A 26,331-nucleotide genomic window follows, 5' to 3' on the forward strand; every position below is an offset into this window, starting at 1 on the left:
TGAGGTGGTCTAGTTAAGCAGGAGAGAATTGGGTGATGTTGTTAAGGTGCTGTTGATGAAACTGGTACGGCTTCTGATAGCCAATGCTGGAGTGGCGACGCTCATGGTTGTAGTAGTCAAAATAGTCGGCGACGCTGGCCTGGGCATCGGCTAGGTCGGCGAAGACAGGCCAGTCACGGGCTTCGAGCTCCTCGGTTTTGAGGCGCGACCACAGGCTTTCCGCCTGGGCGTTGTCGTAGCACTCGCCGCGTCGGCTGTGGGAGAGCTGGGCCTGGGCGTCGCGCAGCACAGCCTTGTAAGCGTTGCCCACGTATTGCCCGCCCCGGTCGGAATGGACGATGAGGCCGGGGGTGGGCCGCTGGGCCAGCAGCGCCCGCTGTAAGGCGCTGGTGACCAGCGCTTCGGGCATGTCGGCGCGCACCTGCCAGCCCACCACGTGCTTGGTGCACACGTCCTGAAAGGCACACAGGTAAGCCCAGGTCCCGTTGGCTAGCGGCAGGTAGGTGATGTCGCTCACCCACACCCGGTTGGCCTGGGTGGGACGCGGCTGGTCAAGCAGCAAATTGGGGGCACAGCGCTGCCCGTGGGTCGAATCGGTGGTGCACGGAACGAAGGACTTGGGCTGCAAGGCCTTGCGCCCGTGGCGGCGCAGCCCCATGCGCAGGGCCTGGCGGCCTACCCGATGGCCCTTTTCCCGCAACTCAACCCGGAGCCGACGCGTGCCGTAGCGGCGTTTGTGGTAGTCAAAAACCGCCATCATTTCCGTTTCCCAGGCCGGTTCGGCCCTGCCCACGGCCCCGGCCGCCTGCCGGTGCCGCCAGGCGTAGTAGCGGCTGGGTACCACGTCCAGCACCTGGCAAAGTTGCTGGATCGGGTAAAAAGGCCGCTGCTGGTCAATGAATTGCAGCGTACTCACTGGGTCGGGGGATGCGAGAAGATGGCGATGGCTTTTTTTAAAATATCGAGCTCCTGCGCCAGCCGTTTGTTGGCGACGCGCAGCGCCCGCACTTCGGTGGCCTCGGCCGGGTCGGCGGGCAAGGGCTGCTGGGCCGCTTTCTGCCAGGCATAAATCCGCTTGGCGTCGATATTCAGGGCGCGGGCGGCGGCCAGCGTGGAGCGGCTTTCGCTGGCCAGCCGCAGGGCTTCGGCGCGGAAGGCCGCATCATAACGCGGCCGTTTCGTAGGAGGAGCTTTTTCCATGGGTTCGGGAAGTTAGCACCCAATTCTCTCCTGTTTGACCCGACCACCTCAAACCGCCGACTCAATGTTCAGACCTTCTGGTCACTCGCCATTGGGTAATAAGCTAAGTCAAGCGTCGATGCGCCGCGCTGATGGCCGTAGTCCGTTCCTCCGTCATTCCCGCCGCGGCGGCAAAATCCGGCCACCGCGCCACCTGCGCCAGCACATCGGCCACGAGGTCATCGGCCCTGCGGATGTTCATCTCCCGGGCCACGGCCTTGAGGTCGGCCCGGATGAAGCCGTCGCGCTTGCCGTTCAATGACATCTGGTGCTGGCTGGTCCAGCGGTTGCCGGGCTGGTAGGCGTACGCCACGTCGTAGGCCGGTGCCAACCGCCACTGCCCGGCCGGGTCCATCAGGAACGAGATGTTCTTGGTGTGGTCGTCTTGGTTGCGGGTCACCACGTTGAACACCATGCGCCGGAAGAACTGCTCGGCCGCGGTGTAGGGCAGGCGCAGGGTGCGCATCACCTGAAAGGCCTGCTCATAGGAGTAGGCCGCGGGCTGGTTATAGTCGTAATGCGCCAAGGCGCACAGCGTCTGGGCGTGCAGCTTGTGGCCCTCGGCCGTACGGTCAAAGCGCCGGGTCATGAAGTGGGCCCGGGGACCTTCCTGGTACAGCCGGCACTCGCTCATCTCCAGGCCGCTGGCCGTGGCCATCAGGTAGTAGGCGTACTCCAGCCGGCCGAAGTCCCGGGGGTCGGCCAGGGCCTGGTCGCGCACCCCGTCGAGCTTAAGCAGCCAGTAGCCGAAGCCAGGGGGCGCCGTTACCTGGCCCGAGCGCACTTCTTGGGTGGCCTCGTTGAAGGCAATGATGGCCTTGGGCCGCGCCCCACCCGCCGAGGTGCCCACCGCTAGCAGCGCCGCCAAACCGTCCGCAGCGTCCTCACGCAAGCTGGCCTGAAACCCCTCCCGCTGATTGAGCACGTCCTGGGCCAGGTGCACCAGGGCCGCCACTTCCAGGGACTGGCCCCCGGCTGCCGTACTGCCTACCTGGGGTTCGAATTCCAGCGCTCCCATGCCGCGGTTGGCGATGTAGCACAGGCGCTCCACGGGCGAGAAGTCGGCGGGGTTGCGGCCCTGGGTGGCCAGCCAAGCGTTGATGAGCTGGTTACCGAACCGGTCGGGCAGCGCGTCGGCCAGCAGGCCAGGCAACCCGTGGTAGGTTTCCGGGTTCAGCTGGGGAAAGGCGTACACCTGGTCGGCGCGGGTTGGCAGCGGCATCGTTAGCGGCGACACGTTCAGCCCAGACCGCACGAAGGCGGGGTCGTAGGCAAACGTGGCCAGGGCCCGGGTGGCGTCCCAGCGCACGGCGCCGACCAGCTGCCCCCACAAGCGAACTAAAGCGAGGTCTACCATTCAGCGGGGGGCGGCGTAGGTGGCGTATCAGCTGTGGGAGGGTACGCGTTGCGACGCTGCTTTTTAGCCAGGCGGGCCAGGGTCAGCGGGCTAATTTCGGCTTTGGTCACCAAGGCATTCAGCAACTCCAGTTGCTCCAGCGTGCGCAGCAGCTGCACAAAGGTGAGCAGCGAGGTGGGCCGGCCGTGCTCAATCTGGCTCAGCGTGGCCCGGTCAATGCCGGCCGCGTCGGCTACGGCTTGCTGGGACTGATTGCGGTTGAGGCGCACCTGCCGCAGGCTGCTGCCCAGCTCGCGCAGGATGGCTAAATCAGAAAGAGTGTACCAGTCCATGTTGTACAGGCGCAACAAATATGACCAAATATACGGTATTTGTTGCGCCTGTACAACAACCCGTATTGTTCATTACCTGAGCTGGAGCAAGCGGAGCACAGTCATTGCACTAGCGCTTCAAAAAGTTGTTTTCTCATCAGGGCATCGGATTAAGTCCGATGAGTATCCAAGTCGAGGCAAATCTTGACAACTGTAAGGGCTTGAGTCGTTCAGGAACGTTCCAGGGGAAGCTTTAAATCGTAAGCGCACCCATTTTATTCTTCCTGTGCCCCCTTATTGATGAGGGGCAGCAGTCCATAAAGGCTTTGCCTTGGGAGTGGCGCCAGCCCTCTTTCGCTCGCGTAATTTTCTAAGAATAAGGCAAAAGGATGCGCCTGCTGCATAATAAGCTTCTCGGCCTCAGCGTCATTTTCCGCCACGCTGAGGTCGGGATGCAAATAGCTGTAGTATTCTTCCAGAACATCTTCGAAGACAAGCTGCTGGTCCAGGGCTTGGGGTACGACGGCGACGCTGTCGAGGGCCACCGTTGGCAGGGGCGGCAGGGCTGGCGTCGGGTCTACCCGTTGCGCCCAGCCCGCCGGCGCGGCGAGGGCCAGCAGGAGCGCGCACAGCGCCCCCCGCCAGGACGAAAACCCGGGACTGCTAGGGGGCACAGCACACGGCCATTCAAGCGTCGTTTCATGGTAGAAAAAGGCATGGGCATCCAAGCGTCAGAATCGTCCCCGCTGCTGCTCGCGTGGCGGATGGGTGGCAAGGCTCCGCCGGACCCCAGGAGCGGCGCAGGCTACTTCAGCAGCTTGGACTTCTGCGCGTCGTACTCGGCCTTGGTGAGCACTTTCTGGTCATAGAGTTTTTTAAGTTTGAGCAGCTCATCCGCCGTGCTCAGGGGCGGGCTGGCGCTGGCCGGGCCCGCCGCAGCGGAAACGGCCGCACGCCGGGTGTTGGCGGTGATGATTTCGCCCGCGCTTTCGGCCGCGTCGAGGTCCACGCAGCCGTTGAGCGTGTTGGCCTTAACGACGGCTACGGGTTTGTTGCCGTAGTTTTTAGACTGCTGAAACCGCAGGTCCTTGACCCGCACGGTCAGGTTGCTCATCTGGGAGCTGAAGTTGATTTGCTGGCTGCCCGTGAACACGTTGGCCGGCACATACACGTACTGAAACTCGCCCGTGGCCAGCGTGCCGCGGCCCAGGCGCAGCGTGTCGCCGATGTGCACCACGGTGCCGGCGGTGGTTTTGAATTCGGGGACGGACTTGCCCACAATCTGGGCTTGTACGGGGCTGGTGAACAGGCTGCCGGTCAGCAGCAAAAGAGGGGCTGGCCGAAGGATGGAAAAGAAGGTCATCTGAGAAGAAGAGGCTGGTAAAGCAGCTGAAAGGGGGGCGAGGAAGGGGGGTAGGGTCCAGCCGGCTGACCACGCGGGTGATTAGGCGACGCCCGGCACGCCGCGGGCACGGTCCAGCGCCTCCACCCGCGCGAGGAGGGCGGCGCGGGCCTGTGCCGGGTCCGTGCCGTCGGCCTCGCGCGGGTAGAGGACCTCCGCCGAGTAGAACGTTAGGACCTGGGCGTGGTGCCGGGCCGCCGCCGTGACCAGCTGGTAGACCGCGGGGCCGCCGGCCTGCGGGTTGGCTTCGAGTTCGGCCAGGGCGCGAAGGACTTCTTCCGGGCAGTTCATCGGCCGCCGGGTAAAATAGTACTTGCGCGGCCTGTGCCCCGCCCGGGCGAGGGCGGCGTCTTGCTGGGAGTGCAGGTGTTGCGCCACGCGGGCCAGGTCTTGCGCGTCGAGCGAGACGGTTTCCGGCCCCACCCATAGGTCGGGTTGCAGCGTCCGCAACGCGTTGGCCCCTGTTCCGGGCGGGAACCTTCCCCCCACCTTATCCCGGACGGAGCGCTCGGCCTGGGCGAGCTGTGCGAATGTTGCTTGCGCGAAGGGAATACACTGGGCGGCGGGTGCTGACAGGGGTGGGGAGGTGGATTTCATAGAGAAGGTAGATTTTTGACCTACATGCGCCAATAGGGGGACCGCTGGCCGGGGTGAAAGAGGAGGTGGTTTTGGAGGCGTTCGGCCAGCACCGGCGGCGGTTAGGCGGGGCGCGGGAGCCGACCGGCGCTGGTGGACTTCGCGTAAGTTCAATACCTTGCCGCCATAAGAAGGCCTGAAGGGGCGCTTTTTTCCTTCTCGCAGGCGGGTTTGGCCGGCTCTGGTTTTTTGAACTCCTGTAAAAAGACCTTATGGGGCGTTTTCTGTCTGGGGCTGCGCGAAGGAGGGCGAGGCCGTGTCCACCCGGGACCGGCAAGCCCCGCATTTGTCGCTGTCCGGTACATTCTCCAGAACCGGGTTAAAGGCCAGAAAGGGAACGTCCTCGCCGCACCGGGGGAGAAAATCGCCTGCTTCGACATAGCAGTAAGGCACGGTGAACAGACCCACGGCGTGCCACCCGGTCGATTGAGCAGGCACGGGGGGAAAGAACCGGTGGTACGCACGCAAGTCCGGTCCGGTCCGCACCAGCCGCCGGGAGGGCCGCAGGTGCTGGAGCGCGTGAAGGGCTCCCTGCTGGATTTGGGTCAGCAGCGAGCGCAGAGCTACGGGGGTAGGCGTCGGCCCGGCGTCAAGCTCGGCCACCAGCGGCTGCAGGAGCCGGCGCAGGTCCGCGAGCGGCTCCCGCTCCTGGGGCAGCTTTACGTCCTGGAAGATGTCGGGAAACCCACCCATGGGAATGTCGGCATTGTCGGGGGCCAGCACCCACGCCAAGTTGACGCCACCTTCCTGGTAGTAAGCGAGTACGGCCGCCAGGGTTGTGGCTTTGCCCGCGCCATTTTTTTCCAACTGGGCGAGCGTGTCGGGGGACACCCCGGTCATGTGGGCCACATGCGCCCGGGACTTTTCGGGTGAGAAAAGCGCTTTCTGCCCCAGCGCCAAGCGGAGTTGAGTGAGACGCTCACCAAGTAGAACGGATGACATAGAACAGGGTCGAGAAAAGCAGGCACGGATAAGGCACCCGCAAAGTACTAAATAATTCGCTTTGGATACGTATGTTATACCAATAGGTCGCGCGGCGGGAGTGAGTTTGCCGCCGTGAAAAATCCAGCCAGCGTCGAGGCTTTCGGCTTGCATTTAAGGACGTTGCGCGAAACGCGGGGGTGGAGCCAACAGGCGCTGGCGGACTACGCGGACGTGGCCAAGCTCACCGTGCAGCGCATCGAGCATGCCAAGGGGGCCCCCACGCTCGACGTGCTGGTTTCGCTGGCGCGGGCGCTGCAGCTGCCGCTGCGGGAATTGGTGGACTTTGCCGAAGCGACCGTCGCGTAGCCACAGGGCGCGCATCATCCTGAAGTTAGCCTGTTCGTAGGCCTGGCGCAACACCATGTGAGTAAAGAATGGAAGACGGCGGGGTAAGGAGTGATTGCCGCAGGCAGACAAATAGGTACTAGAAAGTGTAAGGAGTGCAGCGGTGCTGTCTATCCCCGACTACGGTTTGCCCAGGGCGTTATCCGCTTGCAGTTGCGCGCGCTGTTTAGCCTGCTGCACCAGCAGCAGCGGCTTGCTGTACACTTCCAGCCAGCACTGGATTGGAGTAGTCAGCTTTTCGGAATACATCACCCGCACCCGTTCCCCTTCCCAGTCCAACCCGCTCATTTGGTCGTTGCGGTCTTTGCCGGGGCCGAACAGGAAGCGGGCTTCTTCGCGCATGGCCGTGCGGTTGGCCCCAAGGCCCGTGGTAACGGCCCGGAACATAGCAAACTGGCCGTCCTGGAACTGGTAGTAAGTGGCAAAATCCTTGGCGTGCTTGCCAAACCAGCCGCGTTCCCGGCCCGCGGGCATCTGGTAGACCCGAATGCCCCGCTCATCTTCCTTGGTGATGAGGACGAGCCCGGGGAAATTGCTGAGCGGCTCGCCGAAGGTGTGGCCCTGCATCCCGTTAAGGGAATCGGCCGCGGTCCCCGTCGTGCGGCCGGTGGAGCCCGACGTGGACGTGGTCGCCACGGCATCGGCCGTACCGGTGTCAGAAGTGGACGGGGAACAGCCACCGAACAGCAACGTGCTGACGAGTACGGTGGCGGGAAGCAAGAACCGGTGATAGAGCAGACGGGGCATAAGGAGGGGCCGTAACAAGGATAGAAGAACCATCGGAAGTTGTGTCAGCAAACATACTATAGTATGTTTAAATAACAGTGTTTATTATGATAGGTAACTTATATTAAATCAGCACCGCACATTTCGGCTTTTCCGACCCGTGTGCTTATGGTGGCTGACGCTGACCCGCGACTTAAACAGATTGCTCAAAAGCTCAAGCAGCTGCGGCTGGCCAAAGGCTACTCCTCCTACGAAGCCTTCGCGTTCGACCACGACCTGCCCCGCGTCGGCTACGGTCGCCACGAACAAGGCAGCAACCTCACGCTGAAAAGCCTGTTGCGGCTCTTGGACATCCACCAGGTCAGCCTGGCGGACTTTTTTGCCGAAGCGCCGGAGCGCTGAGACGACGGGCCTGCTTTTCGCGAAGCAGCCGCACCGGCTTCGCAGGGATGTGGAACGAGGCGGGGGCAAACAGCCCGAAAACCCCTCGAAGCAACCAGTCGTAAGCCGGGCCACTTACAGCCGATAGTAATGCCCTGGTCGCCTTGCATTGCCGGCAGGGGAGTAGGCGCTGCGGAATGCTGTCCCGGCATCTCCGGGTAATCGTCCGGTCAACAAACTACCTGCGGGGTTTCGTGTTCAGGAACGGACACGGTCCAGCTGCTCCACCAAGCAGATACGCCTGCTTGGGGTGTTCCAGCGCCACCGGGCGGGTTTAGGCTGTGCTGGCAGGCGCGATGAGACGCGGTGCACGATACGGCGATAGTCGGCCTGCGAAGTGCGACCGGGCCCGCTGCCGCAGGGTGCCCTGCAAGGTATAGTGGCGGCGTTGGTGCTCGACCACGGCCGAAAAGACCGTGTGCAGGTGCTCAAAAGCCCTTCCGGACAATCCGGTCACGGCTTGCAGCTGGCCCTGGCGGGCGCGGATAGCAGCGTATTTCATCAAGCAAAGGTCAGCGTAACCTACTAGTCGGTATAAGCTCTGTTGAATACGCCTTCGTGCGACATTACTTTAGCTTGGAGCGCGTACCAATCGTAAGAGCCTGTCGCATCCTGCACGAATAAGTCAATATCGTTGCCGTAAGGCTTTTCGACCGGCCAAGATGTTTTGTACACTTCCACTTTGAATGGGGCCACCTCGTGGGAAAACCTTACTAAATCAAGTACGAAGAGGTCCGTCATCCCTAATTCAGAGAAACTCAACTCGTAATCAAATACTTCAGAGAGGTGATGGAAGGCGCGCTGGGAAAAATAGCTGGTGTAATCGCAGATGCTCATTGACATTGGCCTGTTAGGGGTCCTCTCAGAAAACGGAAAATATAGCACGCTAAGGAATCCGGCCGGACTATTGGCGTGGTTAAATGGGTGGTCCTTCTGTTACTTGGTTACAGAAGGGCCGGAACTAGCTGGCTAACGTCCGTTACCTTTGGGGGACTATCCCGCTGCTATGCTGCCGTTGCGCCTGCTATTTCGTTCGTTCGCCTTCCTGCTCGGGCTGCTCTACCTGGGCGGCGTGTGCGAGCTGGACGCGGCCGAGTGCCGGCAGAACTACGCTCAGGAAACCCATGAGCACGTCGTGGCCCGTACCAGCGTGGACGTATCGGCCCCGGCCGCGCAACCCGACGAGGTACCGGATGCCCTGCCGGCGCGGTGGGTGGCGCCCACCTCCCGCCCGGCGTTTCGGCCCTTCGCCGGCTCGCCGGCCTCCTGGCCCTGGGTGGCCAACCCGCCGCCCCCGGTGCGCCGGCTCTACCTGCGCTACGCCGTGCTGCAAGTCTGATTTTCGGGTCTACACTCCGCCTTGGCGGCTCTTTTGTGAGGGCCGCCTGTCCGTGTTTGCCCGTTTTTCAGCCTTACCGGCGCGCTGCGCTCCCCTCCATGAAAGTTTTGTTTTTACTACTGGCACTGCTAATCAGTGCCGGCGCGGCCGTGGCCCAAAGCCCGCTGCGGGTGCTCGTGCGCGACGAGCGCACCAAAACCGCTTTGCCCGGCGTGACCGTGGCCATTCCTTCCCTGAGCCTCGGCGCGGCAACCGATGCCGACGGCCGGGCCACGCTGCCCGACGTGCCAGCGGGTACTTATCAGGTGCAGTTTTCCAGCATCGGCTACGCGGCCCGCACCCTGCCCTTCACCCTGCCCCAAGCCGGCGACGCGCCCGCCCTGGTCGAGCTGGAGCCAAGCAGCTTGGAATTGCAGGGCGTGGTGGTCGAGGCCACCCGCACCGGCTCGCGCATCGAGGACGTGCCGGTACGCATCGAGGTGCTGGGGCCGGAAGAGCTGGCCGAAAAAGGCAGTATGAAGCCGGCCAACATCGCCATGCTGCTTACGGAGGCCTCGGGCATTCAGCCCCAATTCACCTCCGCCAATTCCGGCAGCGTGGCCTTCCGCATTCAGGGCCTGGACGGGCGCTACACGCAGCTGCTGCGCGACGGCTTCCCCCTCTACGGCGGCTTTTCGCAGGGCCTGAGCCTGGTGCAGATTCCGCCCCTGGACCTGCGGCAAGTGGAAATCATCAAGGGCGCGTCCTCGGCCCTCTACGGCGGGGATGCCATCGCGGGCCTGGTGAACCTGGTGAGCAAAACGCCCACCGAAACGCCCGAGCTGAACGTGTTGCTCAACCAAACCCACAAAGGGGGCCGCGACCTGACCGCCTTCTACACCGGCCGCACCGGCAAGCTGGGCCTCACGCTGCTGGCCACCCAAAACACGCAGCAGGCCCGCGACGTGAGCGGCGACCACTTTACCGACCTGCCGCAGGTGCAGGCCACGACGGTCAATCCGCGCCTGTTCTACTACGTCTCCGACTCCACCACCCTGTACGCCGGGCTGAACGCCACCGTGGAAACCCGCGCCGGGGGCTACCTGCCAGCCCTGGACAACCCGGCCACGGCCGGCTACACCGAACGCAACCGCTCGGACCGCTACAGCACGCAGCTCCGGTTGGATACCCACTTGGGCGGGAAGCGGGTGCTGACCGTGAAAAACAGCGTCAGCAGCTTCACCCGCCGCCTTGAGGCAGGCCGCAGCTACTTTGCCGGCCGGCAGCTCTCGACCTACTCCGAAGCCGCGCTGCTGGTGCCCCTCGGCGCGCACCGGGCCGTGTTCGGCGGCAACGTACTGACGGACGACTTCCGCGAAACGGCAGCCGTGGCCGCTTCGGGTGCCCGCGACTACCAGTACCAGACCTACGGGCTGTTCGCGCAGGACGATTGGCGGGTACTGGAAAACCTGACCTTGCAAGCGGGCCTGCGCACGGATTATCAGCGCCCGTATGGCCTGTTCGTGCTCCCCCGCTTCTCGGCCCTCTACAAAGTCGGCGAGCACGTCAGCCTGCGGGCCGGGGGCGGCTTCGGCTACAAAGCGCCCACCATCTTCAGCAGCACCACCGAACAGCAAGCCTATGTGAACGTGTTGCCCCTCGACGGGACCAAGCTGCAAGCCGAAGCCTCGCGGGGGCTGAACGCCGACGTGACCGTGCGCGGCCGGGTGGATGAGTTGAATATTTCGCTCAACCAGGCCGTTTTCTACACCCGCCTGGACCACACGTTGATACCCGACCCCGCGCAGCTCGCGCTCGGCGTGACCGATTTCCGCAACGCGGCCGCGCCCATCACGGCGCGGGGCTTTGAAACCAACCTGCGCCTGGGCGTGGAAGGGCTGCAATTCTTCACGGCCTATACCTTCACCGACACCAAACAGACCTACGACCTCGGCCAGCCGGCCGAATTGCCGTTTGTCTCGCGGCACCGCCTGGTACTGACCACCGTGTACGAGGCCGAAAAGAGCTTCCGCCTGGGCCTGGAAGGCACTTACAACGGCCCGCAGTACCTGGGCGACGGGGCCCGGCAGGGGCGCGGGTTCTGGCTGCTGGGGGTGCTGGGCGAAAAAATCTTTGCCCCGCACTTTTCGGTGGTGCTCAACGTGGAAAACTTCCTCGACGTGCGCCAAACCCGGTTTGAACCGGTGGTTCTCGGCACCCCGGCCGCACCCGCGTTCCGACCGCTGTACGCCCCGCTCGACGGCATCGTGGGCAACGTGGCGCTGAAAATCACGCTCTGATGGGGCGGTTTTCCTACCTCACCCGCGCCGTGTGGCTGCTCTCGCTTATCAGCCTCTTTACCGACCTGGCCAGCGAGATGCTGTACCCCATCATGCCGCTCTACCTGCAAAGCATCGGCTTTTCGGTGGTGTTCATTGGGCTGCTCGAAGGCGTGGCCGAAGCCGTGGCCGGCCTGAGTAAAGGCTATTTTGGGCAGTGGAGCGACCGACTGGGGCAGCGGGTGCCCTTCGTGCGGTGGGGCTACGGCCTGAGTGCGCTTAGCAAGCCAATGCTGGCGGTACTGGCTACCCCGGTGTGGGTGCTGCTGGCCCGCACCGTGGACCGGCTGGGCAAAGGCCTACGCACCGGGGCGCGGGACGCGCTGCTTTCGGACGAGACAACGCCGGCCAACAAAGGAAAGATGTTCGGCTTTCACCGCTCGGTGGACACGCTCGGGGCCGTGCTCGGCCCCACGGCCGCGCTGCTCTGGCTGGCGGCCCGTCCCGGCCAGTTCCGGCCCTTGTTCCTGTGGGCCTTCGTGCCGGGGGTGCTGGCCGTGGCCATTACCCTGCTGCTGCGGGAGCGGCCCGCCATGCCCTCGCCCCGGCCGGTGCGCCCGTTTTGGGCCTCCTTCGGCTACTGGCGCGTGGCTCCGCCCGCCTACCGGCGCGTGGTGGGGGCGCTGCTGGTCTTTGCCCTGTTCAACAGCTCCGATGCGTTCCTGCTGCTGCTGGCGCGGCAGCGGGGCGTATCCGATACGGGCGTTATCGGGCTCTACATTCTCTATAACGCGGTGTACGTGCTCAGCGCCTGGCCCCTGGGGCACCTGGCCGACCGGCTGGGGCCGCGCCGGCTGCTGGTGGGCGGGCTGCTGGCGTTCGCGGCCGTGTACGGCGGCGTGGCCCTGGCGCATTCCGGGTGGGCGTTTGCGGCCCTGTTCGCGCTCTACGGCCTGTACGCGGCCAGCACGGAAGGCGTGGCCAAAGCCTGGGTAAGCAACTTGTGTGCGAAGTCGGATGCCGGCGCGGCCCTGGGCACCTTCGGCGGGCTGGGGAGCCTGGCGGCGTTGGTGGCCAGCGTGAGCGCGGGTGCGCTGTGGCAAATGGCCGGGCCGGGCTGGGCATTCGCCCTGGCGGCCGGGGCCGCGCTGAGCGTGGCGGCATACTTGGCGCTGGCCCGCCTGCCAGAACGGTCGTCTCGCAACGTGGTGACCAGATAACAGGAGGCCAGATTCCTTAACGTGCTATATCTTCCGTGTTCTGAGAGGACCCCTGTTACGCAAGAATCTCCACAGTATATCGGTTATCATAAACCAGCCTTAGGAAACCGAACGGGCAATCTTGCGCATAGCCGCCGGCGAATCCCCAAACTTGCACAGGGCCTCGCAGTGCTGGCGCAGCTCCGAAAACAGGATGTAATGAATGGTCGCCCCGGCGGCCCGAATGGCCGGCCGCGACAGCTGCGCCTGTACCTCCTTTTCGCGGGCATCGGGCACCACCAGGTACAGCGCCGTCTCGTGCTCCGGCATGGAGAAAGCCAAATCCGTCAGGCGCAGAATGCCGCTGTAGATGCTGGTGCTTTTCTCCACTTCAAAGGCGGCCACCACCCGGCTGGTGCCGGGCGCGAACCACACGATGTCAATCAGGCGGATGGTGCTGGCCACCTCGGCGGGCACGGGCAGCTCGGGGTGCTGGTCGAGGCAGAGAAAGGAGAGCTTCTGGCCCTGACAGAGGCGGTTGCGGTCGTTGATGGCCGTGGTTACGTCGCAGCCCAGCGCCTTGCCCACGCGCAGCAGGTGGTACTGCATCTCGGTGTGCTGGTTTTCTTCCTGCGCTTCGCTCTGCACCTCTTTGTGGCGCTTTTGGGCCTGCTGCTGGTACTTGTCGCGGTCCTCGTTGGTGGCAAACTGCTGGTCGCCAGCAATCAACTTTTTCACCCCTACGTCGAAGAGCAGGCCGCTCAACGCCCCGTAGTCTAGGCTCAGGTGCTGGCGGTGTTCCTGGTTTAGGTCACGCAGCCGGGCGCGCATGCGCAGGTACTCGGACCAGGAACCGAGCTTTATTTTCTCCCCAAACAGCGCGTTGAAGCCGTTGACGATGGCCGTGTTGCATGGCGGCATCAGCGTGGGGTGCAGGAAGTAGAGGATGCTGGCCACGGCCGGCCCCAGGCCCTTGATTTTGCGGCGGTCCAGGATGTCAATCTCGCGTAGCAGCTGCTGCTCGGTCGTAGCCGCCAGGCAGCTTTCCAGAAATTGACCGAAGGCGCGCTTGTTGTCCTCGTGCTCGTAGATATCCGGGATACGCAGCTTGGGCTTCCAGTAGAAGGGGTGGGCCGCGCCCTGAAACACCTGCTTCTGCTCGCTGATGACGCTGAGCACAAATTCGAGTGAGGTGCCCTTGAAATCATTGCCGAAGCTGCCCGCCTTGATGTCTTTAACCACCTGCTGCACCCCGCGTCGGATGGAGCGAAAGGCCTTCAGCCGGTCCTCGTTGTTAATGAACCAGGTGTTGTAAACGGACTCGGAGTCGGCTTTGTAGGACTGGATGAGGGGTAGAAGCGCGGCAGACATAAAAAGGCGTAGGACCAATAAAGCAGCTAAGTTGCACAGAACGCGCGCCCCAATCACTATGCCGCCGGCGGGGGTTGATGCCTTGCCCGCCCGGGCCGGCTACATCCGGTGGCCCGGCATCGGCATGCCGGGCATTTCGCCCATGGCTTCCCCCGGCCGCATGGACAAGTCGCCGTATCGGGCGGCCAGGTAACACCCCGCGGCCAGCATGAGCAGCGTGAGGAGGGTAACGGTGGCCTTACGCAGCCCCGACACGTGGACTCCCCCGCTCATGTCCATGCCCGCCATCGGCATGGCCGCCACAGCGTGACTCGCGGACGCAGATACCTGGATAGCAGCCGGCGCTGGGGACGGCATGCCCGCCATGCTGTGCCCGGCGTGCGCCGATGCGCTGCCCTCTTCCTGCGGGGCCCCGCCTTTGCCCAGGGCCCGCTCGGTGCCCATGCCGTGCTTGAGCTTGTTCTTCACCAGCCAGTAGTTCACGGGGTAGGCCACGGCCACGCCCACCAGCGTGGCGGCCGACATGGAGGCCCAGAACCAGGGCGAGGTCGCCTCCATGGCGCGCATGTCCCGCGTCATCAGAATCACCATAACAGGCAGCATGCCGGCCATCATGGCGTTCATCGACATCCACTCCGGCAGAAATGAGTCGCGCACAGCCTGGCCGTAGCTCGTGCCCATCATGTCCTTCATAAACAGGGCCTGAAAAATGAATAGCCCGAACGCAAAGCCGGCGGCGTACTCAATCCAGATGTCCACGCCCATGCTCAGGCCTAAGTAGGCCGTGATAACCGCCGCTACGATGATGCCCGTCGCGTCGCCGGCCGCACAGTGAATGGTGGAGCCCACCGCCTGCTTCCACAGCGGGGCGATGAAGGCTTCGTGAGTCCCCGGGGAGGGCTCCCGGCAGGAAAACCAGTAGATGAGCAGGCCCACCGGGCCGGTGTAAAGCGTAACCAGCACCCAGCCCCACTTCATCACCTTCATTTCCGGGGTGCGGGTAAACAGGTCCCAGGCCACGTAGGCCACCGAAAGCGCGGTGAGGGCAAACCAGAGCCACAGCACGAAATCGGGCAGCAGCGGGGCAGGAGCAGGCATGTCATTCATAGCAGGGCAGTATGGAGAAAAAAAGAGCAGGCCAGGGGTAAGGAAGTTTTTCTCAGACAGCCGGCAGGCGCAGCTTGGCTTCCATTGCGGCCGTCACCGAATCGGCATACACCCCGTAGGCGTTGACTAATACCCCGCGCAGGTCGAGCCCCGTAGCGGTGATGGCATAGAGAATGGACTGGTCGGCTGGGTCGGTATCGCCCTCAAACCGGAAAAGGGAATCGACCTGGAACCCCTCCGGCGGCAGCTTCAGGTCATAGGCCGCGCAGTACAGGCAGTCAGGACGCAGATTAAAATCTGCGGTGTAGCCTTGGCCACGCAGGGCTTGCAGGGCCTCGGTTAGGGTGTCGTAGGATTCCATAAGCGGTAAGCAAGCGGGTGAATTGGAATGAACAGTTGCATTTCCTTAATAACGAACCCCGGGCAGCACCACGCCCAGTTGCAGGCACTCGGCGTAGTCCAGAACCATGTGCAGCAGGAAGCCCACGGCCCACACCCGCGTCACGGCCGGAAACAGCAGGAAAGCGTAGATGCCCATGGCCCAGTAGGTGTGCAGCGGGTGGAAGTTGATGCTGCAGCGGGTGGCATCAAACATGGGCGTGGCCCACAAGTGGTCGAGGTCGAGCAGCAGCGCCGCCGCCAGGATGAGCCAGGCCCGGCGCCAATGCGGCCGGTAAAAAAGCAGGGCCACCACGCCGGGCACCAGCAGGTGGAGAAAAGCATGCACCATAGGCAGGAGACGAGGGGAGTTAAAATCAAAAGAGCGGCCCCAGGGGAGCCGCTCTTGTAATCGTAAGCGCAGAGTGGCCTAATATTTTTTATTGGCCAGCAGGAAATCCTGCAGCATCTTGATTTCCATTTTTTGGTCGGCAATAATTTGCTCAGCCAAGGCCTTGGTCGTGTTCTCCCGCCCGTATTTGAGCAAGGCATCGGAGTTTTCCACGGCCGCCTGGTGGTGGTCAATCATGAGCTGGGCAAAGTCAAAGTCCGGGTCGCCGGTCAGCGGGCGCAAGTCCACGGCCTTCATCATCTGCATCATGTTCATCATTTGCAGTGCGTTGAACGCCGGCACCGCCGGCGCATGAGCCGGGTGGGAAGTCAGGAAGGCATTGAACTGGGCGATTTCGGCCTGCTGCTTGGTGATAATGGACTGGGCCATGGCTTTCATCTCGGCACTTTTGCCGCTTTTCAGCTCCTCCTGGCTGTTTTTGATGGCTATCTGGTGGTGCATAATCATCATGGAGGAGTAGTCGTTGTCGGGGTCGCCGGTTTTGGGCATGGCCTCCATCATGGCCATGCCTTCGTGCATGTTGCGCATGTACACGCTCTCGTCGTGGGCGATGAGTTTGATGCCATCCGCTTCGTCTTTGTTACACGAAGTCAGGGCACCGAACGCGAGAAGGGAGGCGAGCAGGGGAAGGCGAAGGGAACGTAGCATACTTCGGGGATGAGGTTAGTGAGGGAAGCAACAAAAAGTGTTACCCTGACTAAACGGCAGAAATACTCCCCGGTTTGTTCACGATTCGGCCTGAAACGTTGTAAGATTTCCAGCCTGGGACCTTTAGGAGATGTTTTCCAAACTCAGGCGCCCGGCGCTGCCCGGCCCCAGGGCCTGGAAGTCCGAGGGCGACATGCCCGTCACCTGCCGGAACTGGTTGGTCAGGTGGGCCGCGCTGCTGTAGCCCAGCAGGCGGGCTACTTCGGTCACCTTGGCGTCCTGGTAGCTGAGCAGCTCCTTGGCCCGCTCCACTTTCTGGCGGATGATGTATTTTTCCAGCGTCAGGCCCTCGCGCAGCGAGAACTGGTGCGAGAGGTAGGCGTAGGGACGGCCCAACTGCTCGCTGATAAAATGCGAGTAGGTCTGCACCGGCTGCTGCGTAGCCGGGGTGTAGTGAATGAGCTCTACCACCAGGGCCTTCACCTGCTCCACCAGCTGGTCGCGCGGGTCGTCGACGAGCGAGAAGCCGAACGTCAGCAGGGCGGCCTCCACCGCCGGCACGTCCACCGGGCTGCCGTCGGCCATGCGCACGTTGGCGGCGCCCAGGGCCACGTTGTCCACCACCAGCCCGGCCTTTTCCAGCTCGCGCTGCACCACCCGCAGGCAGCGGGGGCACACCATGTTGCGAATGGAGAGGCGGGTAGCGCCGGCCGCGGGGGCCGGCAAAACCGAGGTAGCGGACTGCAGCATCACTTTTATTTAACGACCAGGCTGCCCCGCAGCATGTGCATGCCGCAGGTGAACTCAAAGGTACCGGCTTGCTTGGGCAAAAACTCAATGGCCGTGGTTTTAAACGGGGCCAAATCGCGGCGGATGTTGAAATCGGGCAGCAGCAGCTCCTCCGAGCAGGTGCCTTCCTCATCGCGGTAGAAATTCAGCTGCACCGGCTTGCCGCGCTCCACCTCAATGACGTTGGGTGAGTAGCCGCCCTTGACCATGATGTCGACCTGCTGCACGCCGGCCGATGAGGAAACGGCGGCCGCCACCCGGTGCGGAGCCATGAAGAAAAACCAGCCGACAAAGGCCAGCAGGCCTACCCCCACCAGGGTCACAATTATCTGAGAAGTATCCATGAGAACAAGTACAAAAGGGGATGAACGAGCCCGGCCTTATGCCTTGCTCTTATAGCCGCGCAGGCGCAGCGAGTTGGTGAGCACCGACACCGAGCTCAGGGCCATGGCTCCGGCCGCCAGCATGGGCGAGAGCAGCCAGCCGGTGAACGGGTACAGCAGCCCGGCCGCAATGGGAATGCCGAGCGTGTTGTAAATGAAGGCAAAAAACAGGTTTTGCTTGATGGTGCGCATGGTCTGGCGCGAGAGGTCGATGGCTGTGACCACGCCCTGCAAATCCGAGCGCATGAGCGTGATGCCGGCCGCTTCCATGGCCACGTCGGTGCCGCCGCCCATGGCCAAGCCGATGTCGGCCTGCGCCAGGGCCGGCGCGTCGTTGATGCCGTCGCCCACCATGGCCACCACGCGGCCCTCCGCCTGCAGCTCCTTCACCTTGCTGGCCTTATCGGCCGGTAGGACCTCGGCGAAGAAGCGTTTGATGCCCACCTGCTCGGCTACCTTGGCGGCCGTCTGCTGGTTGTCGCCGGTCATCATCACCACCTCAATGCCATCTGCCTGCAGGGCCTGAATGGCCGCCAGGCTGGACTCCCGCACCGTGTCGGCCACGCCAATCAGAGCGGCCACGTGCCCACCGATGGCGGCGTAGAGCACTGTTTTAGCCTGGCTTAGCAGCTGGGCCGCGGCCTGTTCGGTGTCGGTGGAGAGCACTACATTATTCTCGCTGAGCAGGCGGCGGTTGCCGAGTAGAATAAGTTGCCCGTCGACGGTAGCGCCGGCACCCCGGCCTTCGTAGGCCTGAAACGCGGTGGCCGTTAGCGACGCACTATTCTGCGCGTCGGCGTAGCGCACCACGGCCTCAGCCAAGGGGTGCTCGCTCTGCCGCTCCACAGCCGCCAGCAGGGGCAGTAGGTGCGCCGCGGTGTCGCCGTTGGTCGGCACGAAGTCTGTCACGGCGGGCTCGCCACGGGTAATGGTACCGGTTTTATCCAGCAGGACGGTGGTTACCTTCTCGGCTTTTTCCAGGGCCTCGGCATTGCGAATCAGCACGCCGTGCTCGGCCCCCTTGCCGGTGCCCACCATGATGGCCGTGGGCGTGGCCAGGCCCAACGCACAGGGGCAGGCAATGATGAGCACGGCCACGAAATTGACCAAGGCCAGCGGCACGCGGCTGGCCTCGGGCGCAAAGTCAAACCAGACCACGAACGTGGCAATGGCAATCATGATGACCACGGGCACGAACACGGCGCTGACTTTATCAGCCAGCTGCTGAATGGGGGCGCGGCTGCCCTGCGCCTCCTCGACCAGCTTCACAATCTGGGCCAGCATGGTTTCGGCGCCGACTTTGCTCACGCGAAAGCGGAAGGAGCCCGTTTTATTAAGGGTAGCCCCAAACACGTTGTCGCCCTCTTTCTTTTCCACCGGCAGGCTCTCGCCCGTGAGCATGCTCTCGTCCACGGCAGAGCTGCCGGTGAGAATCAGGCCGTCGGTGGCCACTTTCTCGCCGGGGCGCACCACCACTTCATCGCCCACCAGCACCTGCTCGATGGGCACGTCAATCTCCTGGCCGTTGCGCACCACGCGGGCCGTTTTGGCCTGCAACCCCATCAGCGCCTTGATAGCGGCCGAGGTCTTGGACTTGGCCCGGCTTTCCAGCACCTTGCCGAGCAGAATCAGGGCAATGATGGTGGCCGTGGTATCGTAATAGACTTCAGGCATTATTCCGTGCCCCATAAACCAGTCAGGAATCAGCGTCGCGGCCAAGCTATAGAGGAAGGCGGCGCCGGTGCCCACGGCAATGAGCGTATCCATGCTGGCGGTGCGGTGCAAAAAGCCGTTCCAGGCCGACACGTAGAACTCGCGGCCGCTGTAGAGCAGCACGGGCAGCGTAAGGGCCAGCAGCACATAATTCAGCACAGGGGTGGAAATGCGGCTCATCATGGCGGGCCAGAGCATGAGCATGCTCAGCGGCATAATGACCACGGCCAGGACCACGGCCACCTGAAAGCGGCGCTTCAGGCTCTGGTAGGCGGCGGCTTTGCGGGCGTCGAGCTCCTCGTCGGAGGCCAGCACGTTGGCGGCCACGGCCGGGCTGGCCTCGTGCACACCGTAGCCGGCCTGCTCCACGGCAGCTTTCAGACCGGCGCGGTCAATCTGGCCCGGCAGGTATTCGATGGTGGCCTTCTCGCTGGCTAGGTTCACGGTGGCGCTTTTGACGCCGGGTGTGCGGCTCAGGGCTTTCTCCACGAAGTTGGAGCAGGAAGCGCAGGTCATGCCCTCGATATTCAGGGTCGCCGTTTCGGTGCCGGCGGCCGGCGTCGGGGGCGGCCCCACGGGCGCGGCAGGGGCCGGATGGTGATGCTGAGTGGTTTCCATAACAAGTAAGGTACAGTGCGTGCTAGCGGAAAAACCGCTGACGTCTTAACAACACCTTTTAAACTCCTTTCCGTTGGCAATAGATGTGTAGAATTGAGCTTAGCCCTTGCAACATTCGCGGCCTTGGCCAACATTGTGCGGCAGTTGTATATGATTAGGCTGCTGGCCTTGTAAGATTTCCAGAGCGGAAGCGTGGCAATACAAAGGGGTAAGGGCCTGGTGGCCGAGCTACAAGACCGGTTACTGTACTAAAACCTGCATATTCAGCTGCGTTAAGAATAGACAGCGCCAGGGGCCCGCCAGCACTGGATGGACAATTGCGCTGCGGACCTTTCAAACCTTTCGAATAATTTTGTCGTTGATTCGTATCAATGTTCCGACTTAAGACCCATTCCCGACGCACGATGGCGGCCTCCTTACTGGTGGTCTTCCTCAATGTGTTCTTTGGGCAGGTCGTTTGCGCGCTGGCCATGCCGGTCGCGCCAGTCGCCGGACATCAGCACAAGCACCCGGCCGGTACGCCGGTGCACAAGCACGAGTACAAGGCGCCGCATCCCCACGGGAAAGAGCACGGCGCCACCGCCAAGCACCAGCATCACGAGAGCGAAACCCCGGGTTCGCACCAGCACGGCGCTAAAGGGGCCTGCTGCCAGGACGACGCCGCCGCTGTGTGGGCCTCGCTGGCCCATCCGCCGAAAGCCGGCATCGAGAAGATGGCGTTCATGCCAGTCACCTTGCCGCCCGCACCGCTGGCCCTGGTGGCTCGTTTTCAACAATGGGACCGCACGCGGCCCGTGCTGCTGGTGGCTCGCCGGCAGCTCAAACCCAAAATACCCGACATCCGCATTTTCATTCAGTCGCTGACTGTCTGAGTAATCCGACGCGCTAAGGCTCGCGCCGGCACAGCTATGCTGTGTCTGGGGCGGGCCTTTTCGTTTGCTTGTCGCGCCGCCTAAGCCGGCTTATCCTCCCCCTCCATCTTCCGGGTTTACCCTGCTCCGCAATGAAAAATTGTTGCGAACCGGCCGCCGGCCCGCCACCCCGCGGCCCGCCACCCCGCGGCCCGCTCCGCCGCCTGCTCACGGGCCTGCTCTACGCCGTGCTGGCTGCCGCCCTGGGCTTCGTGCTCTGGCAGCAGTGGCAGTCCTGAGGCGGCCACGGGGCGCTCCCATTTTCTTACCCATACCCCATATTATGTTCCGCTTACCCGTTTCGCTGCTGGCTGTGGCCAGTCTGCTTGCCGTGGCCAGCTGCTCATCCGACTCCGCATCGAGCAGCGCCACCAACACCGTGACCACGCCCACCACCGGCCCGGCCGAGGGCACCGCCGACCACGCCAGTGGCCACACCTACGCCTGCCCCATGCACCCCGAGGTGACCAGCACCAAGGAAGGGGAGAAGTGCCCCAAGTGCGGCATGAAGCTCGAACACAACGACCAGGTGGCCAACGGCAAGTCCTACGCCATGAAGTTTGAGCCCGCGCCCATGCAGCTCACCGCCGGCCAACCCTCACAGCTGGTCTTCACACCCCAGGAAGTGGGCAACGAAGCCGCCCCGGTGCCGCTGGCCGTGGTGCACGAGAAGAAAATCCACCTCATCATCGTCAGCAAAGACCTGGGCCAGTTCTACCACGAGCACCCCGAGTACACCGCCCAGGGTAATTACAAGGCGAACTACACCTTCCCCAAGGGCGGCGACTACGTGCTGTTCCAGGACTACACGCCCACGGGCTCGGGCCACCAGCTGGGCCGGCAGCCAATTTCGGTGAAAGGCCCGGCCTACGCGCCCGTCAAGTTTAAGAACGACGACATGCAGTGGGAAAAGGATGGTTACGCGGCCACCCTGGCTCTTGACAAGCCGCTCACCACCGGCCAGCTGCTGGGCATGAAAATCACCATCAGCAAGGACGGGCAGCCGGTAACGGACCTCGACAATTACCTCGGGGCGCTGGGCCACGTGGTGGTCATCAGCGAGGACACGGAGCGCTACCTGCACGTGCATCCTAACGACCAGGCCGACAAGGGGCCCAACATCGGGTTCAACACCAACTTCGAAAAGCCCGGCCTCTACCGGGTATTTCTGCAGTTCAACCACGCCGGCAAGATTCACACCGGCGACTTTACCATCAACGTGAAGGGCCCGGCCGCCAGCTAAGCCTCAGGCAGTTTATCCATTCCTTTTTCCAACTCTCAACCAACCCCAAACCCATGAAAAAGTCCGCTTTTTTCCTCGCCGCCCTCTGCTCGGGCACCCTGCTGCTTGGCAGCTGCAGCAGCGACAAAACCGCTGATACCACGGCCACCACCACCGAAACGACCGCGCCCGATGCCACGACTTCGGGCGACATGGCCGGCATGGACGACTCTAAAATGGCCGAGGGCGGCATGGCCGGCGCCTCGCCCCTGATGGCGTCGATGAACGACATGATGGGCAAGATGGAGGCCATGAAGATGAAGGGCAACACCGACCACGACTTTGCTCACATGATGATGGAGCACCACCAGGGGGCCGTGGCCATGGCCGACATCGAGCTGCGCGACGGCAAGGATGCCACCATGAAGCAGATGGCCGAGAAAATCAAGGCCGACCAGCAGAAGGAGTTGGGCGAACTGGCCCCCATTGCCGAACGCCTGGATTCGGCCCCCAGCAATTACAAGCCCATGGACCCGGCCGACCCCTTCACCAGCAAAATGAAGATGTCGATGGACGGGATGATGCAGAACATGCCCAAGATGGTGGCCGACCCGGACATGAACTTCAACATGATGATGACGGTCCACCACCAGAGCGCCGTGGATATGGCCAAGGCCGAGCTGGCCCACGGCAAGGATACCAAGCTCAAGGCAATAGCCCAGATGATGGTGGACGCCCAGCAGAAGGAAATCGCCGAATTCAAGGCCTGGCACGACAAGAATGCCGACAAAATGTAACCCCGGGAGCCGGCAGCGACACCCGAAAGAGGCCGTTGCCGGCCCCATTATTCCACCCCTCACAGTACCCACAATAACCCTTTTCCCATGAAGCTTTTTGGAATTTCCCTGGCCACTGCGGCCTTCTTCGCCCTCGCCCCCCTGGCCTCGCAGGCCCAGCATTCTCACGCCGATGGCAAGCAGGATGCGCACATGGCCCCCGGCGAAACCCATGCCCACGTGGCGCCGCACGGCGGCGTGGTGCGCTCGGCCAGCCCTTACCACATGGAGCTGGTCCAGAAAGCCGGTGAGCTGCACATTTACCTGCTGGCGGCTAAAATGGTCCCGGTGCCCAATAAGTCCCTCTCGGGCACGGTAATGCTGCAAACCGCTGACAACAAAACCACCACCGTAACCCTGGCAGCCGGTGGCGACGACCACCTGGTGGCCAAGCTGCCGGCCGGCGCGAAAGTGCGCACGGCCATTGTCAGCCTGATGGCGGACGGCAAAGCCATCAATACCCGCTTTGACAAACTGGACGCGGCCTCCCCGGGCAGCAAGGCCGTGGGCGCCGCCTACGAGTGCCCCATGAAGTGCGAAGGCAGCGCCAGCGACAAGCCGGGCGCGTGCCCGAAGTGCGGCATGGCCCTCGTGAAAAAGTCGTAGGCGGAGCCTGTTTTCCGGGCGCAGTGCGTCCGGGCCCTCTCCGTCTCGGGCCGTCCGCCGCTGCAACGATGGGCGGCCCCTTGGCGGGCTCTAACCTGACAATATGAAGTATCTGAAAATAACAAGCGGCGCGCGTTTCCTGCTGGTGCTGGCCCTGGTGCTCCTGGGGTTAAGCCCCGAAGCCGCGCGCGCCCAAACCACCATCAGCCTGGACAGCGCCGAAGCCCTGACCCTGCGCCGCCACCCGCGGCTGCGGCAGTCGGACCGCGAAATCGAGGAGCAGCGGGCCCTGAAGCGGGGCTCGTTTGCACCGGCCAACCCGGACTTTCTGTTCTTTGCGCCAACGGGCGAAATGTGGGCACCGGGCGTAGCGCAAACCATCGACCTGCCCAACGTGTACCGCCGGCAGCGCCAGGTGGCGCAGGCCGGCATCACGCTGGCCGAGCGCAACCGCGAGGTGAACCGGGCCGGCGTGCTGCGCGACACTCGTTTGGCCTACTTAAGCCTGCAGTTTGCCGAAGCCCAGGTGCGCCAGCTCACCTACCAGGATAGCCTGTTTCAGGCGTTGCGGGTGGCCACGGAGCGGCTGTTCGCGGCCGGCGAAGTGACCTCCCTGCAGCGCATCAGCACCGATGCCGAAGCCCGGCAGGTGACGGTGCAGCTGCAACAGGCCACCGAAGACCGGCGCGCCGCCCAGCACCGGCTGGGCTTGCTGCTGGGCCAGCCCATGGCTATTCTCACCACCAGCACCGACCTGCGCCGCAGCGGCCCCGAGCTGGCCCAGACGGGCAGCGCGCTGCTGGGCAGCTTGCCCGCCGAAGACAGCAGCGCCCTCGTGCGCAGCCCCACGCTGGCCGCCGCCACTCAGAACGTGGCCCTGAGCCAGTCGGGCATCAGCCTGGTGCGGGCCCGGCGCACGCCGGCCGTCACGGTGGGCTACCAGAACCAGGCTTTTGAGAATTCGGCCATTCGGTACCGCTTTCAGTTCGGCGTGTCGGTGCCCATCTGGTTCTGGACCTACCGCGCCCAGCTGCAGGCGGCCACGGCCCGCAGCCAGGCGGCCGGCTACCAGTTGCAGACCCAGCGGCTGGAGCTGAACACGCAGTACCAGCAGGTGCTGGCCGATACGCGCAAGTTTTCAACTTCGCTCGGCTACTACGAGCAGACCGGCGTGGCGCAGTCGCGGGCCATTATCAGCCAGTCGCAGCGCCTGTTCCGGGCCGGCGAAATCAGCTATTTGGTGTTGATTCAGAGCCTCGACCAGGCCTTTACCATTCAGAATACCTACCTGACCACCATCCGCGACTACCGTCAGGCCCTCATCGAACTTAACTACCTGCGGGGTGCATAACATGAAACAACTCCTGATTTTGCTGCTCGGCCTGCTGCTGAGCGGCCCGGCCTACGCCCACGGGGGCGAGGACCACGGCGACGGCGCCAAAGCGGGCACGGCGGCCGGCGCGACGTCGTTTTCGGTGGCGGCCCTCTCCGAGCAGTTCGAGGTGCTGCTGCGCTACGAGCCGCTGGAAGGCGGCCAACCCGCCGACCTGCGCCTGTTCCTGTCCGATTACGCCACCAACGCCCCCATCAAGGGCGCCAAGCTGACGCTGACTAACCCCGAGGATGCGAATCTGAAGTGGGCGGTGACCGAACAGGAGCCCGGCGTGTACCTGGTGGAAGGACAATTTCCGGCCAACAAAACTTATAGCTTCACGGCCAACATCGTGGCCGGCGAGCAGGCCGATTTGCTCCTGCTCGAAGGCATCAAAGTAGGGGAGAAGCTGCCCGTGGCCGCGACGGCGCCGGCGGTTAGCACTTCGTTTTTCTCCTCTTGGAAAACCATTCTGGCCCTGGTCGGCGCCTTCGCGCTGGGCATTGGTCTCGCGGCATTGCTGATGCGCCGCCGGCGCACTACCGCTCCTGTTTCCACCTCCAGTCCCGCAGTCTATGAAAACCACGCATAAATTCCTCGCGGTGACGGCTGCGGCCGGTTTGGTCCTGACCGTACTGCTGCCGCCCCCGGCCCTGGTGCAAGCCCACGGCGGCGAAGACCACGGTGGCGAGGCCAAAGCCAGCACTGGCGTGGCCCTGACCGATGAGGTGCTGCTGCCTAAGGAAAGCCAGTTCCTCTTTAAGGTGCAGACTAACCTGGCCGCCTTTTCCACTACCTACAGCCGCGCTACGCTCTACGGTACCGTATCGGCCGCGGCCGGCGGCGAGGGCCGCATCGTGGTGCCGCAAAGTGGGCGCATCGTGAGCCTCGCTGCGCAAGTGGGCCAACCGGTGCGCGCCGGCCAGACGCTGGCCGTCATCGAGCAAACCCTTGACGCCACTCAGCAAATCGGCCTCAGCACCGAGCGGGCCAACGCCCAGGCCGAGCTGCGCGCCGCCCAGCAGGACTACGCCCGCCTGCAAAGCATCGCCGACATCGCCGCCCGCAAGGACGTGGTGGCCGCCGAGCTGCGCCTGCGCCAGGCCCGCCAGAACGCCGGCATCCAGAATGGCCAGGCCGGCCAGCGCCGCGTCAGCATCACCTCGCCCGTGAGCGGCACGGTGGACGTGTTTAACCTCGCCGTGGGCCAGCAGGTAAGCCAGGGCGACGAGCTGTTCCGGGTCATCAACCCCGGCAAGCTGCGCGTGGAAGCTCAGGTGTTTGCCCAGGATTTGGCCAAGGTCACGCCCGGCGCCGTTTTCCGCGTGGAGGGCCTGCAGGGCCAGGCCGGCGTGCCGGCCCGACTGGTAGTATTCTCGAACATCGTCAACCCCGTGAACCAGGCCCGGCAGCTGGTGCTGGAGCTGGACGCCCCCGCCGGCAGCGCCTACCGCGCCGGCCAGGCCGTGAACGTGCAGGTGGTGGGCCAGACCGGCGGCGGCACCCCGCAGCTGGTGGTGCCCACCTCGGCCATCACCGACCTCAACGGCAAGCCCGTGGTGTTCGTGCACACGGAGCCCGAGCGGTTCAAGATTCGCTACGTGCAGCCCGGCGCCGTGAACGGCCAGCAGACCGTGCTGGTGCAGGGCCAGGTCAACGAAAACGACCGGGTCGTCACGGCCGGCACCTACCAACTCAAATCCATTTACCTCAACCAATAATTCCCTC

Annotated in this window: 32 protein-coding genes; 13 read left to right on the forward strand and 19 right to left on the reverse strand. The window is 63.5% G+C overall.

All coding sequences use genetic code 11. The features are described 5' to 3' along the window. Positions 1-13: 13 nt before the first annotated feature. From GM79_RS04690 to GM79_RS04725, 8 genes are all read right to left on the reverse strand, one after another. Entirely contained in the window at positions 14-916 is a 903-nt protein-coding gene (locus tag GM79_RS04690) for an IS3 family transposase (protein ID WP_051718502.1), read from the reverse strand. Continuing rightward, entirely contained in the window at positions 913-1,200 is a 288-nt protein-coding gene (locus tag GM79_RS04695; RefSeq protein WP_035559831.1) for a transposase, read from the reverse strand. The genes GM79_RS04690 and GM79_RS04695 overlap by 4 nt, the downstream gene beginning before the upstream one ends. Positions 1,201-1,303: 103 nt before the next feature. Next, a complete protein-coding gene (locus GM79_RS04700) occupies positions 1,304-2,596 on the reverse strand; it encodes a type II toxin-antitoxin system HipA family toxin (RefSeq protein WP_035560052.1) in 1,293 nt (430 codons plus the stop codon). Next, a complete protein-coding gene (locus tag GM79_RS22760; protein WP_072008539.1) occupies positions 2,590-2,928 on the reverse strand; it encodes a helix-turn-helix transcriptional regulator in 339 nt (112 codons plus the stop codon). Before GM79_RS22760 ends, GM79_RS04700 begins: the two co-directional genes overlap by 7 nt. A 254-nt stretch (positions 2,929-3,182) precedes the next feature. Further along, on the reverse strand, positions 3,183-3,452 hold the full coding sequence (locus GM79_RS04710) for a hypothetical protein (RefSeq protein WP_152559836.1): 270 nt from the start codon (positions 3,450-3,452) through the stop codon (positions 3,183-3,185). Positions 3,453-3,712: 260 nt separating this feature from the next. Then, positions 3,713-4,270, reverse strand: a complete 558-nt coding sequence (locus GM79_RS04715) for an SHOCT domain-containing protein (RefSeq protein ID WP_152559837.1) — start codon at positions 4,268-4,270, stop codon at positions 3,713-3,715. A gap of 81 nt (positions 4,271-4,351) precedes the next feature. Continuing rightward, positions 4,352-4,906: a hypothetical protein gene (locus GM79_RS04720; protein WP_035560061.1), complete on the reverse strand. Its 555-nt coding sequence runs from the start codon at positions 4,904-4,906 to the stop codon at positions 4,352-4,354. A gap of 249 nt (positions 4,907-5,155) precedes the next feature. After that, on the reverse strand, positions 5,156-5,887 hold the full coding sequence (locus tag GM79_RS04725; RefSeq protein WP_152559838.1) for a helix-turn-helix domain-containing protein: 732 nt from the start codon (positions 5,885-5,887) through the stop codon (positions 5,156-5,158). Between the two features lie 114 nt (positions 5,888-6,001). On the opposite strand from GM79_RS04725, the gene GM79_RS04730 reads away from it, so the two are divergent. After that, complete coding sequence (locus GM79_RS04730; RefSeq protein ID WP_035560068.1) at positions 6,002-6,235, forward strand: helix-turn-helix domain-containing protein; 234 nt, start codon at positions 6,002-6,004, stop codon at positions 6,233-6,235. 159 nt (positions 6,236-6,394) lie between these two features. Here GM79_RS04730 and GM79_RS04735 read toward each other — a convergent pair whose 3' ends face one another. Further along, positions 6,395-7,021, reverse strand: a complete 627-nt coding sequence (locus GM79_RS04735) for a hypothetical protein (protein ID WP_035560071.1) — start codon at positions 7,019-7,021, stop codon at positions 6,395-6,397. A 147-nt stretch (positions 7,022-7,168) separates the two neighbouring features. Here GM79_RS04735 and GM79_RS04740 point away from each other — a divergent pair, with 147 nt between their 5' ends. After that, positions 7,169-7,402 carry a hypothetical protein gene (locus GM79_RS04740; RefSeq protein ID WP_035560074.1) on the forward strand — a complete coding sequence of 78 codons (234 nt, stop codon included), beginning with the start codon at positions 7,169-7,171 and terminating at the stop codon, positions 7,400-7,402. Positions 7,403-7,715: 313 nt separating this feature from the next. On the opposite strand, the gene GM79_RS04745 is transcribed toward GM79_RS04740, so the two are convergent. Then, a complete protein-coding gene (locus GM79_RS04745; protein WP_035560077.1) occupies positions 7,716-7,943 on the reverse strand; it encodes a hypothetical protein in 228 nt (75 codons plus the stop codon). Positions 7,944-7,966: 23 nt separating this feature from the next. Further along, positions 7,967-8,137: a hypothetical protein gene (locus GM79_RS25365; RefSeq protein ID WP_161787120.1), complete on the reverse strand. Its 171-nt coding sequence runs from the start codon at positions 8,135-8,137 to the stop codon at positions 7,967-7,969. 310 nt (positions 8,138-8,447) lie between these two features. Here GM79_RS25365 and GM79_RS04755 point away from each other — a divergent pair, with 310 nt between their 5' ends. From GM79_RS04755 to GM79_RS04765, 3 genes are all read left to right on the forward strand, one after another. Next, entirely contained in the window at positions 8,448-8,780 is a 333-nt protein-coding gene (locus GM79_RS04755; RefSeq protein WP_035560084.1) for a hypothetical protein, read from the forward strand. Positions 8,781-8,878: 98 nt separating this feature from the next. Continuing rightward, positions 8,879-11,059 carry a TonB-dependent receptor gene (locus GM79_RS04760; protein WP_035560087.1) on the forward strand — a complete coding sequence of 727 codons (2,181 nt, stop codon included), beginning with the start codon at positions 8,879-8,881 and terminating at the stop codon, positions 11,057-11,059. Beyond that, the gene (locus GM79_RS04765) at positions 11,059-12,258 is read left to right on the forward strand and encodes an MFS transporter (protein WP_035560090.1); all 1,200 of its coding nucleotides are present in this window, start codon (positions 11,059-11,061) and stop codon (positions 12,256-12,258) included. Before GM79_RS04760 ends, GM79_RS04765 begins: the two co-directional genes overlap by 1 nt. Before the next feature lie 99 nt (positions 12,259-12,357). Here the strand turns inward: GM79_RS04765 and GM79_RS04770 are convergent, their stop codons facing one another. From GM79_RS04770 to GM79_RS04805, 8 genes are all read right to left on the reverse strand, one after another. Further along, the gene (locus GM79_RS04770) at positions 12,358-13,608 is read right to left on the reverse strand and encodes a hypothetical protein (protein ID WP_035560093.1); all 1,251 of its coding nucleotides are present in this window, start codon (positions 13,606-13,608) and stop codon (positions 12,358-12,360) included. Between the two features lie 99 nt (positions 13,609-13,707). Beyond that, entirely contained in the window at positions 13,708-14,715 is a 1,008-nt protein-coding gene (locus GM79_RS04775; protein ID WP_051718523.1) for a DUF4396 domain-containing protein, read from the reverse strand. Positions 14,716-14,767: 52 nt separating this feature from the next. Further along, a complete protein-coding gene (locus GM79_RS04780; RefSeq protein ID WP_035560096.1) occupies positions 14,768-15,076 on the reverse strand; it encodes a hypothetical protein in 309 nt (102 codons plus the stop codon). Between the two features lie 45 nt (positions 15,077-15,121). Then, entirely contained in the window at positions 15,122-15,445 is a 324-nt protein-coding gene (locus GM79_RS04785; protein ID WP_035560099.1) for a DUF6122 family protein, read from the reverse strand. A 78-nt stretch (positions 15,446-15,523) separates the two neighbouring features. Further along, positions 15,524-16,153 carry a DUF305 domain-containing protein gene (locus GM79_RS04790; RefSeq protein WP_035560102.1) on the reverse strand — a complete coding sequence of 210 codons (630 nt, stop codon included), beginning with the start codon at positions 16,151-16,153 and terminating at the stop codon, positions 15,524-15,526. 123 nt (positions 16,154-16,276) lie between these two features. Then, positions 16,277-16,903, reverse strand: a complete 627-nt coding sequence (locus tag GM79_RS04795) for a helix-turn-helix domain-containing protein (protein ID WP_051718524.1) — start codon at positions 16,901-16,903, stop codon at positions 16,277-16,279. 5 nt (positions 16,904-16,908) lie between these two features. Next, positions 16,909-17,286 (reverse strand): cupredoxin domain-containing protein, encoded by a 378-nt coding sequence (locus tag GM79_RS04800; protein WP_035560104.1) that lies wholly within the window; start codon positions 17,284-17,286, stop codon positions 16,909-16,911. Between the two features lie 36 nt (positions 17,287-17,322). Continuing rightward, positions 17,323-19,656 (reverse strand): heavy metal translocating P-type ATPase, encoded by a 2,334-nt coding sequence (locus GM79_RS04805; RefSeq protein WP_051718525.1) that lies wholly within the window; start codon positions 19,654-19,656, stop codon positions 17,323-17,325. A gap of 371 nt (positions 19,657-20,027) precedes the next feature. On the opposite strand from GM79_RS04805, the gene GM79_RS04810 reads away from it, so the two are divergent. The 8 genes from GM79_RS04810 (at position 20,028) to GM79_RS04840 (ending at position 26,324) form a co-directional block, all read left to right on the forward strand. Next, positions 20,028-20,528, forward strand: coding sequence for a hypothetical protein (locus tag GM79_RS04810; protein WP_152559839.1), 501 nt, complete (start codon positions 20,028-20,030; stop codon positions 20,526-20,528). Positions 20,529-20,659: 131 nt separating this feature from the next. Beyond that, positions 20,660-20,806, forward strand: coding sequence for a hypothetical protein (locus tag GM79_RS25370; protein ID WP_161787121.1), 147 nt, complete (start codon positions 20,660-20,662; stop codon positions 20,804-20,806). 44 nt (positions 20,807-20,850) lie between these two features. Continuing rightward, entirely contained in the window at positions 20,851-21,810 is a 960-nt protein-coding gene (locus GM79_RS22765; RefSeq protein ID WP_051718526.1) for a heavy metal-binding domain-containing protein, read from the forward strand. Positions 21,811-21,863: 53 nt separating this feature from the next. After that, positions 21,864-22,586: a DUF305 domain-containing protein gene (locus tag GM79_RS04820; RefSeq protein ID WP_051718527.1), complete on the forward strand. Its 723-nt coding sequence runs from the start codon at positions 21,864-21,866 to the stop codon at positions 22,584-22,586. Positions 22,587-22,673: 87 nt separating this feature from the next. Beyond that, positions 22,674-23,231, forward strand: coding sequence for a heavy metal-binding domain-containing protein (locus tag GM79_RS04825; RefSeq protein ID WP_035560109.1), 558 nt, complete (start codon positions 22,674-22,676; stop codon positions 23,229-23,231). Positions 23,232-23,334: 103 nt separating this feature from the next. After that, on the forward strand, positions 23,335-24,582 hold the full coding sequence (locus tag GM79_RS04830) for a TolC family protein (protein WP_035560112.1): 1,248 nt from the start codon (positions 23,335-23,337) through the stop codon (positions 24,580-24,582). 1 nt (position 24,583) lies between these two features. After that, a complete protein-coding gene (locus GM79_RS04835; protein WP_035560114.1) occupies positions 24,584-25,195 on the forward strand; it encodes a hypothetical protein in 612 nt (203 codons plus the stop codon). Further along, the gene (locus GM79_RS04840) at positions 25,179-26,324 is read left to right on the forward strand and encodes an efflux RND transporter periplasmic adaptor subunit (protein ID WP_035560117.1); all 1,146 of its coding nucleotides are present in this window, start codon (positions 25,179-25,181) and stop codon (positions 26,322-26,324) included. The genes GM79_RS04835 and GM79_RS04840 overlap by 17 nt, the downstream gene beginning before the upstream one ends. Positions 26,325-26,331: the final 7 nt, after the last annotated feature.

This window comes from Hymenobacter sp. IS2118 (genome assembly GCF_000715495.1).
GTDB lineage: Bacteria > Bacteroidota > Bacteroidia > Cytophagales > Hymenobacteraceae > Hymenobacter.

Coding starts and splice junctions, on each gene's coding strand:
- GM79_RS04720 (WP_035560061.1), bottom strand. CDS start 4,906: ATGAAATCCACCTCCCCACCCCTGTCAGCACCCGCCGCCCAGTGTATT.
- GM79_RS04725 (WP_152559838.1), bottom strand. CDS start 5,887: ATGTCATCCGTTCTACTTGGTGAGCGTCTCACTCAACTCCGCTTGGCG.
- GM79_RS04835 (WP_035560114.1), top strand. CDS start 24,584: ATGAAACAACTCCTGATTTTGCTGCTCGGCCTGCTGCTGAGCGGCCCG.
- GM79_RS04755 (WP_035560084.1), top strand. CDS start 8,448: ATGCTGCCGTTGCGCCTGCTATTTCGTTCGTTCGCCTTCCTGCTCGGG.
- GM79_RS25370 (WP_161787121.1), top strand. CDS start 20,660: ATGAAAAATTGTTGCGAACCGGCCGCCGGCCCGCCACCCCGCGGCCCG.
- GM79_RS22760 (WP_072008539.1), bottom strand. CDS start 2,928: ATGGACTGGTACACTCTTTCTGATTTAGCCATCCTGCGCGAGCTGGGC.
- GM79_RS04795 (WP_051718524.1), bottom strand. CDS start 16,903: ATGCTGCAGTCCGCTACCTCGGTTTTGCCGGCCCCCGCGGCCGGCGCT.
- GM79_RS04745 (WP_035560077.1), bottom strand. CDS start 7,943: ATGAAATACGCTGCTATCCGCGCCCGCCAGGGCCAGCTGCAAGCCGTG.
- GM79_RS04700 (WP_035560052.1), bottom strand. CDS start 2,596: ATGGTAGACCTCGCTTTAGTTCGCTTGTGGGGGCAGCTGGTCGGCGCC.
- GM79_RS04780 (WP_035560096.1), bottom strand. CDS start 15,076: ATGGAATCCTACGACACCCTAACCGAGGCCCTGCAAGCCCTGCGTGGC.
- GM79_RS04840 (WP_035560117.1), top strand. CDS start 25,179: ATGAAAACCACGCATAAATTCCTCGCGGTGACGGCTGCGGCCGGTTTG.
- GM79_RS04785 (WP_035560099.1), bottom strand. CDS start 15,445: ATGGTGCATGCTTTTCTCCACCTGCTGGTGCCCGGCGTGGTGGCCCTG.
- GM79_RS04820 (WP_051718527.1), top strand. CDS start 21,864: ATGAAAAAGTCCGCTTTTTTCCTCGCCGCCCTCTGCTCGGGCACCCTG.
- GM79_RS04810 (WP_152559839.1), top strand. CDS start 20,028: ATGTTCCGACTTAAGACCCATTCCCGACGCACGATGGCGGCCTCCTTA.
- GM79_RS04790 (WP_035560102.1), bottom strand. CDS start 16,153: ATGCTACGTTCCCTTCGCCTTCCCCTGCTCGCCTCCCTTCTCGCGTTC.
- GM79_RS04740 (WP_035560074.1), top strand. CDS start 7,169: ATGGTGGCTGACGCTGACCCGCGACTTAAACAGATTGCTCAAAAGCTC.
- GM79_RS04830 (WP_035560112.1), top strand. CDS start 23,335: ATGAAGTATCTGAAAATAACAAGCGGCGCGCGTTTCCTGCTGGTGCTG.
- GM79_RS04805 (WP_051718525.1), bottom strand. CDS start 19,656: ATGGAAACCACTCAGCATCACCATCCGGCCCCTGCCGCGCCCGTGGGG.
- GM79_RS22765 (WP_051718526.1), top strand. CDS start 20,851: ATGTTCCGCTTACCCGTTTCGCTGCTGGCTGTGGCCAGTCTGCTTGCC.
- GM79_RS04735 (WP_035560071.1), bottom strand. CDS start 7,021: ATGCCCCGTCTGCTCTATCACCGGTTCTTGCTTCCCGCCACCGTACTC.
- GM79_RS04775 (WP_051718523.1), bottom strand. CDS start 14,715: ATGAATGACATGCCTGCTCCTGCCCCGCTGCTGCCCGATTTCGTGCTG.
- GM79_RS04800 (WP_035560104.1), bottom strand. CDS start 17,286: ATGGATACTTCTCAGATAATTGTGACCCTGGTGGGGGTAGGCCTGCTG.
- GM79_RS04760 (WP_035560087.1), top strand. CDS start 8,879: ATGAAAGTTTTGTTTTTACTACTGGCACTGCTAATCAGTGCCGGCGCG.
- GM79_RS04765 (WP_035560090.1), top strand. CDS start 11,059: ATGGGGCGGTTTTCCTACCTCACCCGCGCCGTGTGGCTGCTCTCGCTT.
- GM79_RS04695 (WP_035559831.1), bottom strand. CDS start 1,200: ATGGAAAAAGCTCCTCCTACGAAACGGCCGCGTTATGATGCGGCCTTC.
- GM79_RS04715 (WP_152559837.1), bottom strand. CDS start 4,270: ATGACCTTCTTTTCCATCCTTCGGCCAGCCCCTCTTTTGCTGCTGACC.
- GM79_RS04770 (WP_035560093.1), bottom strand. CDS start 13,608: ATGTCTGCCGCGCTTCTACCCCTCATCCAGTCCTACAAAGCCGACTCC.
- GM79_RS04825 (WP_035560109.1), top strand. CDS start 22,674: ATGAAGCTTTTTGGAATTTCCCTGGCCACTGCGGCCTTCTTCGCCCTC.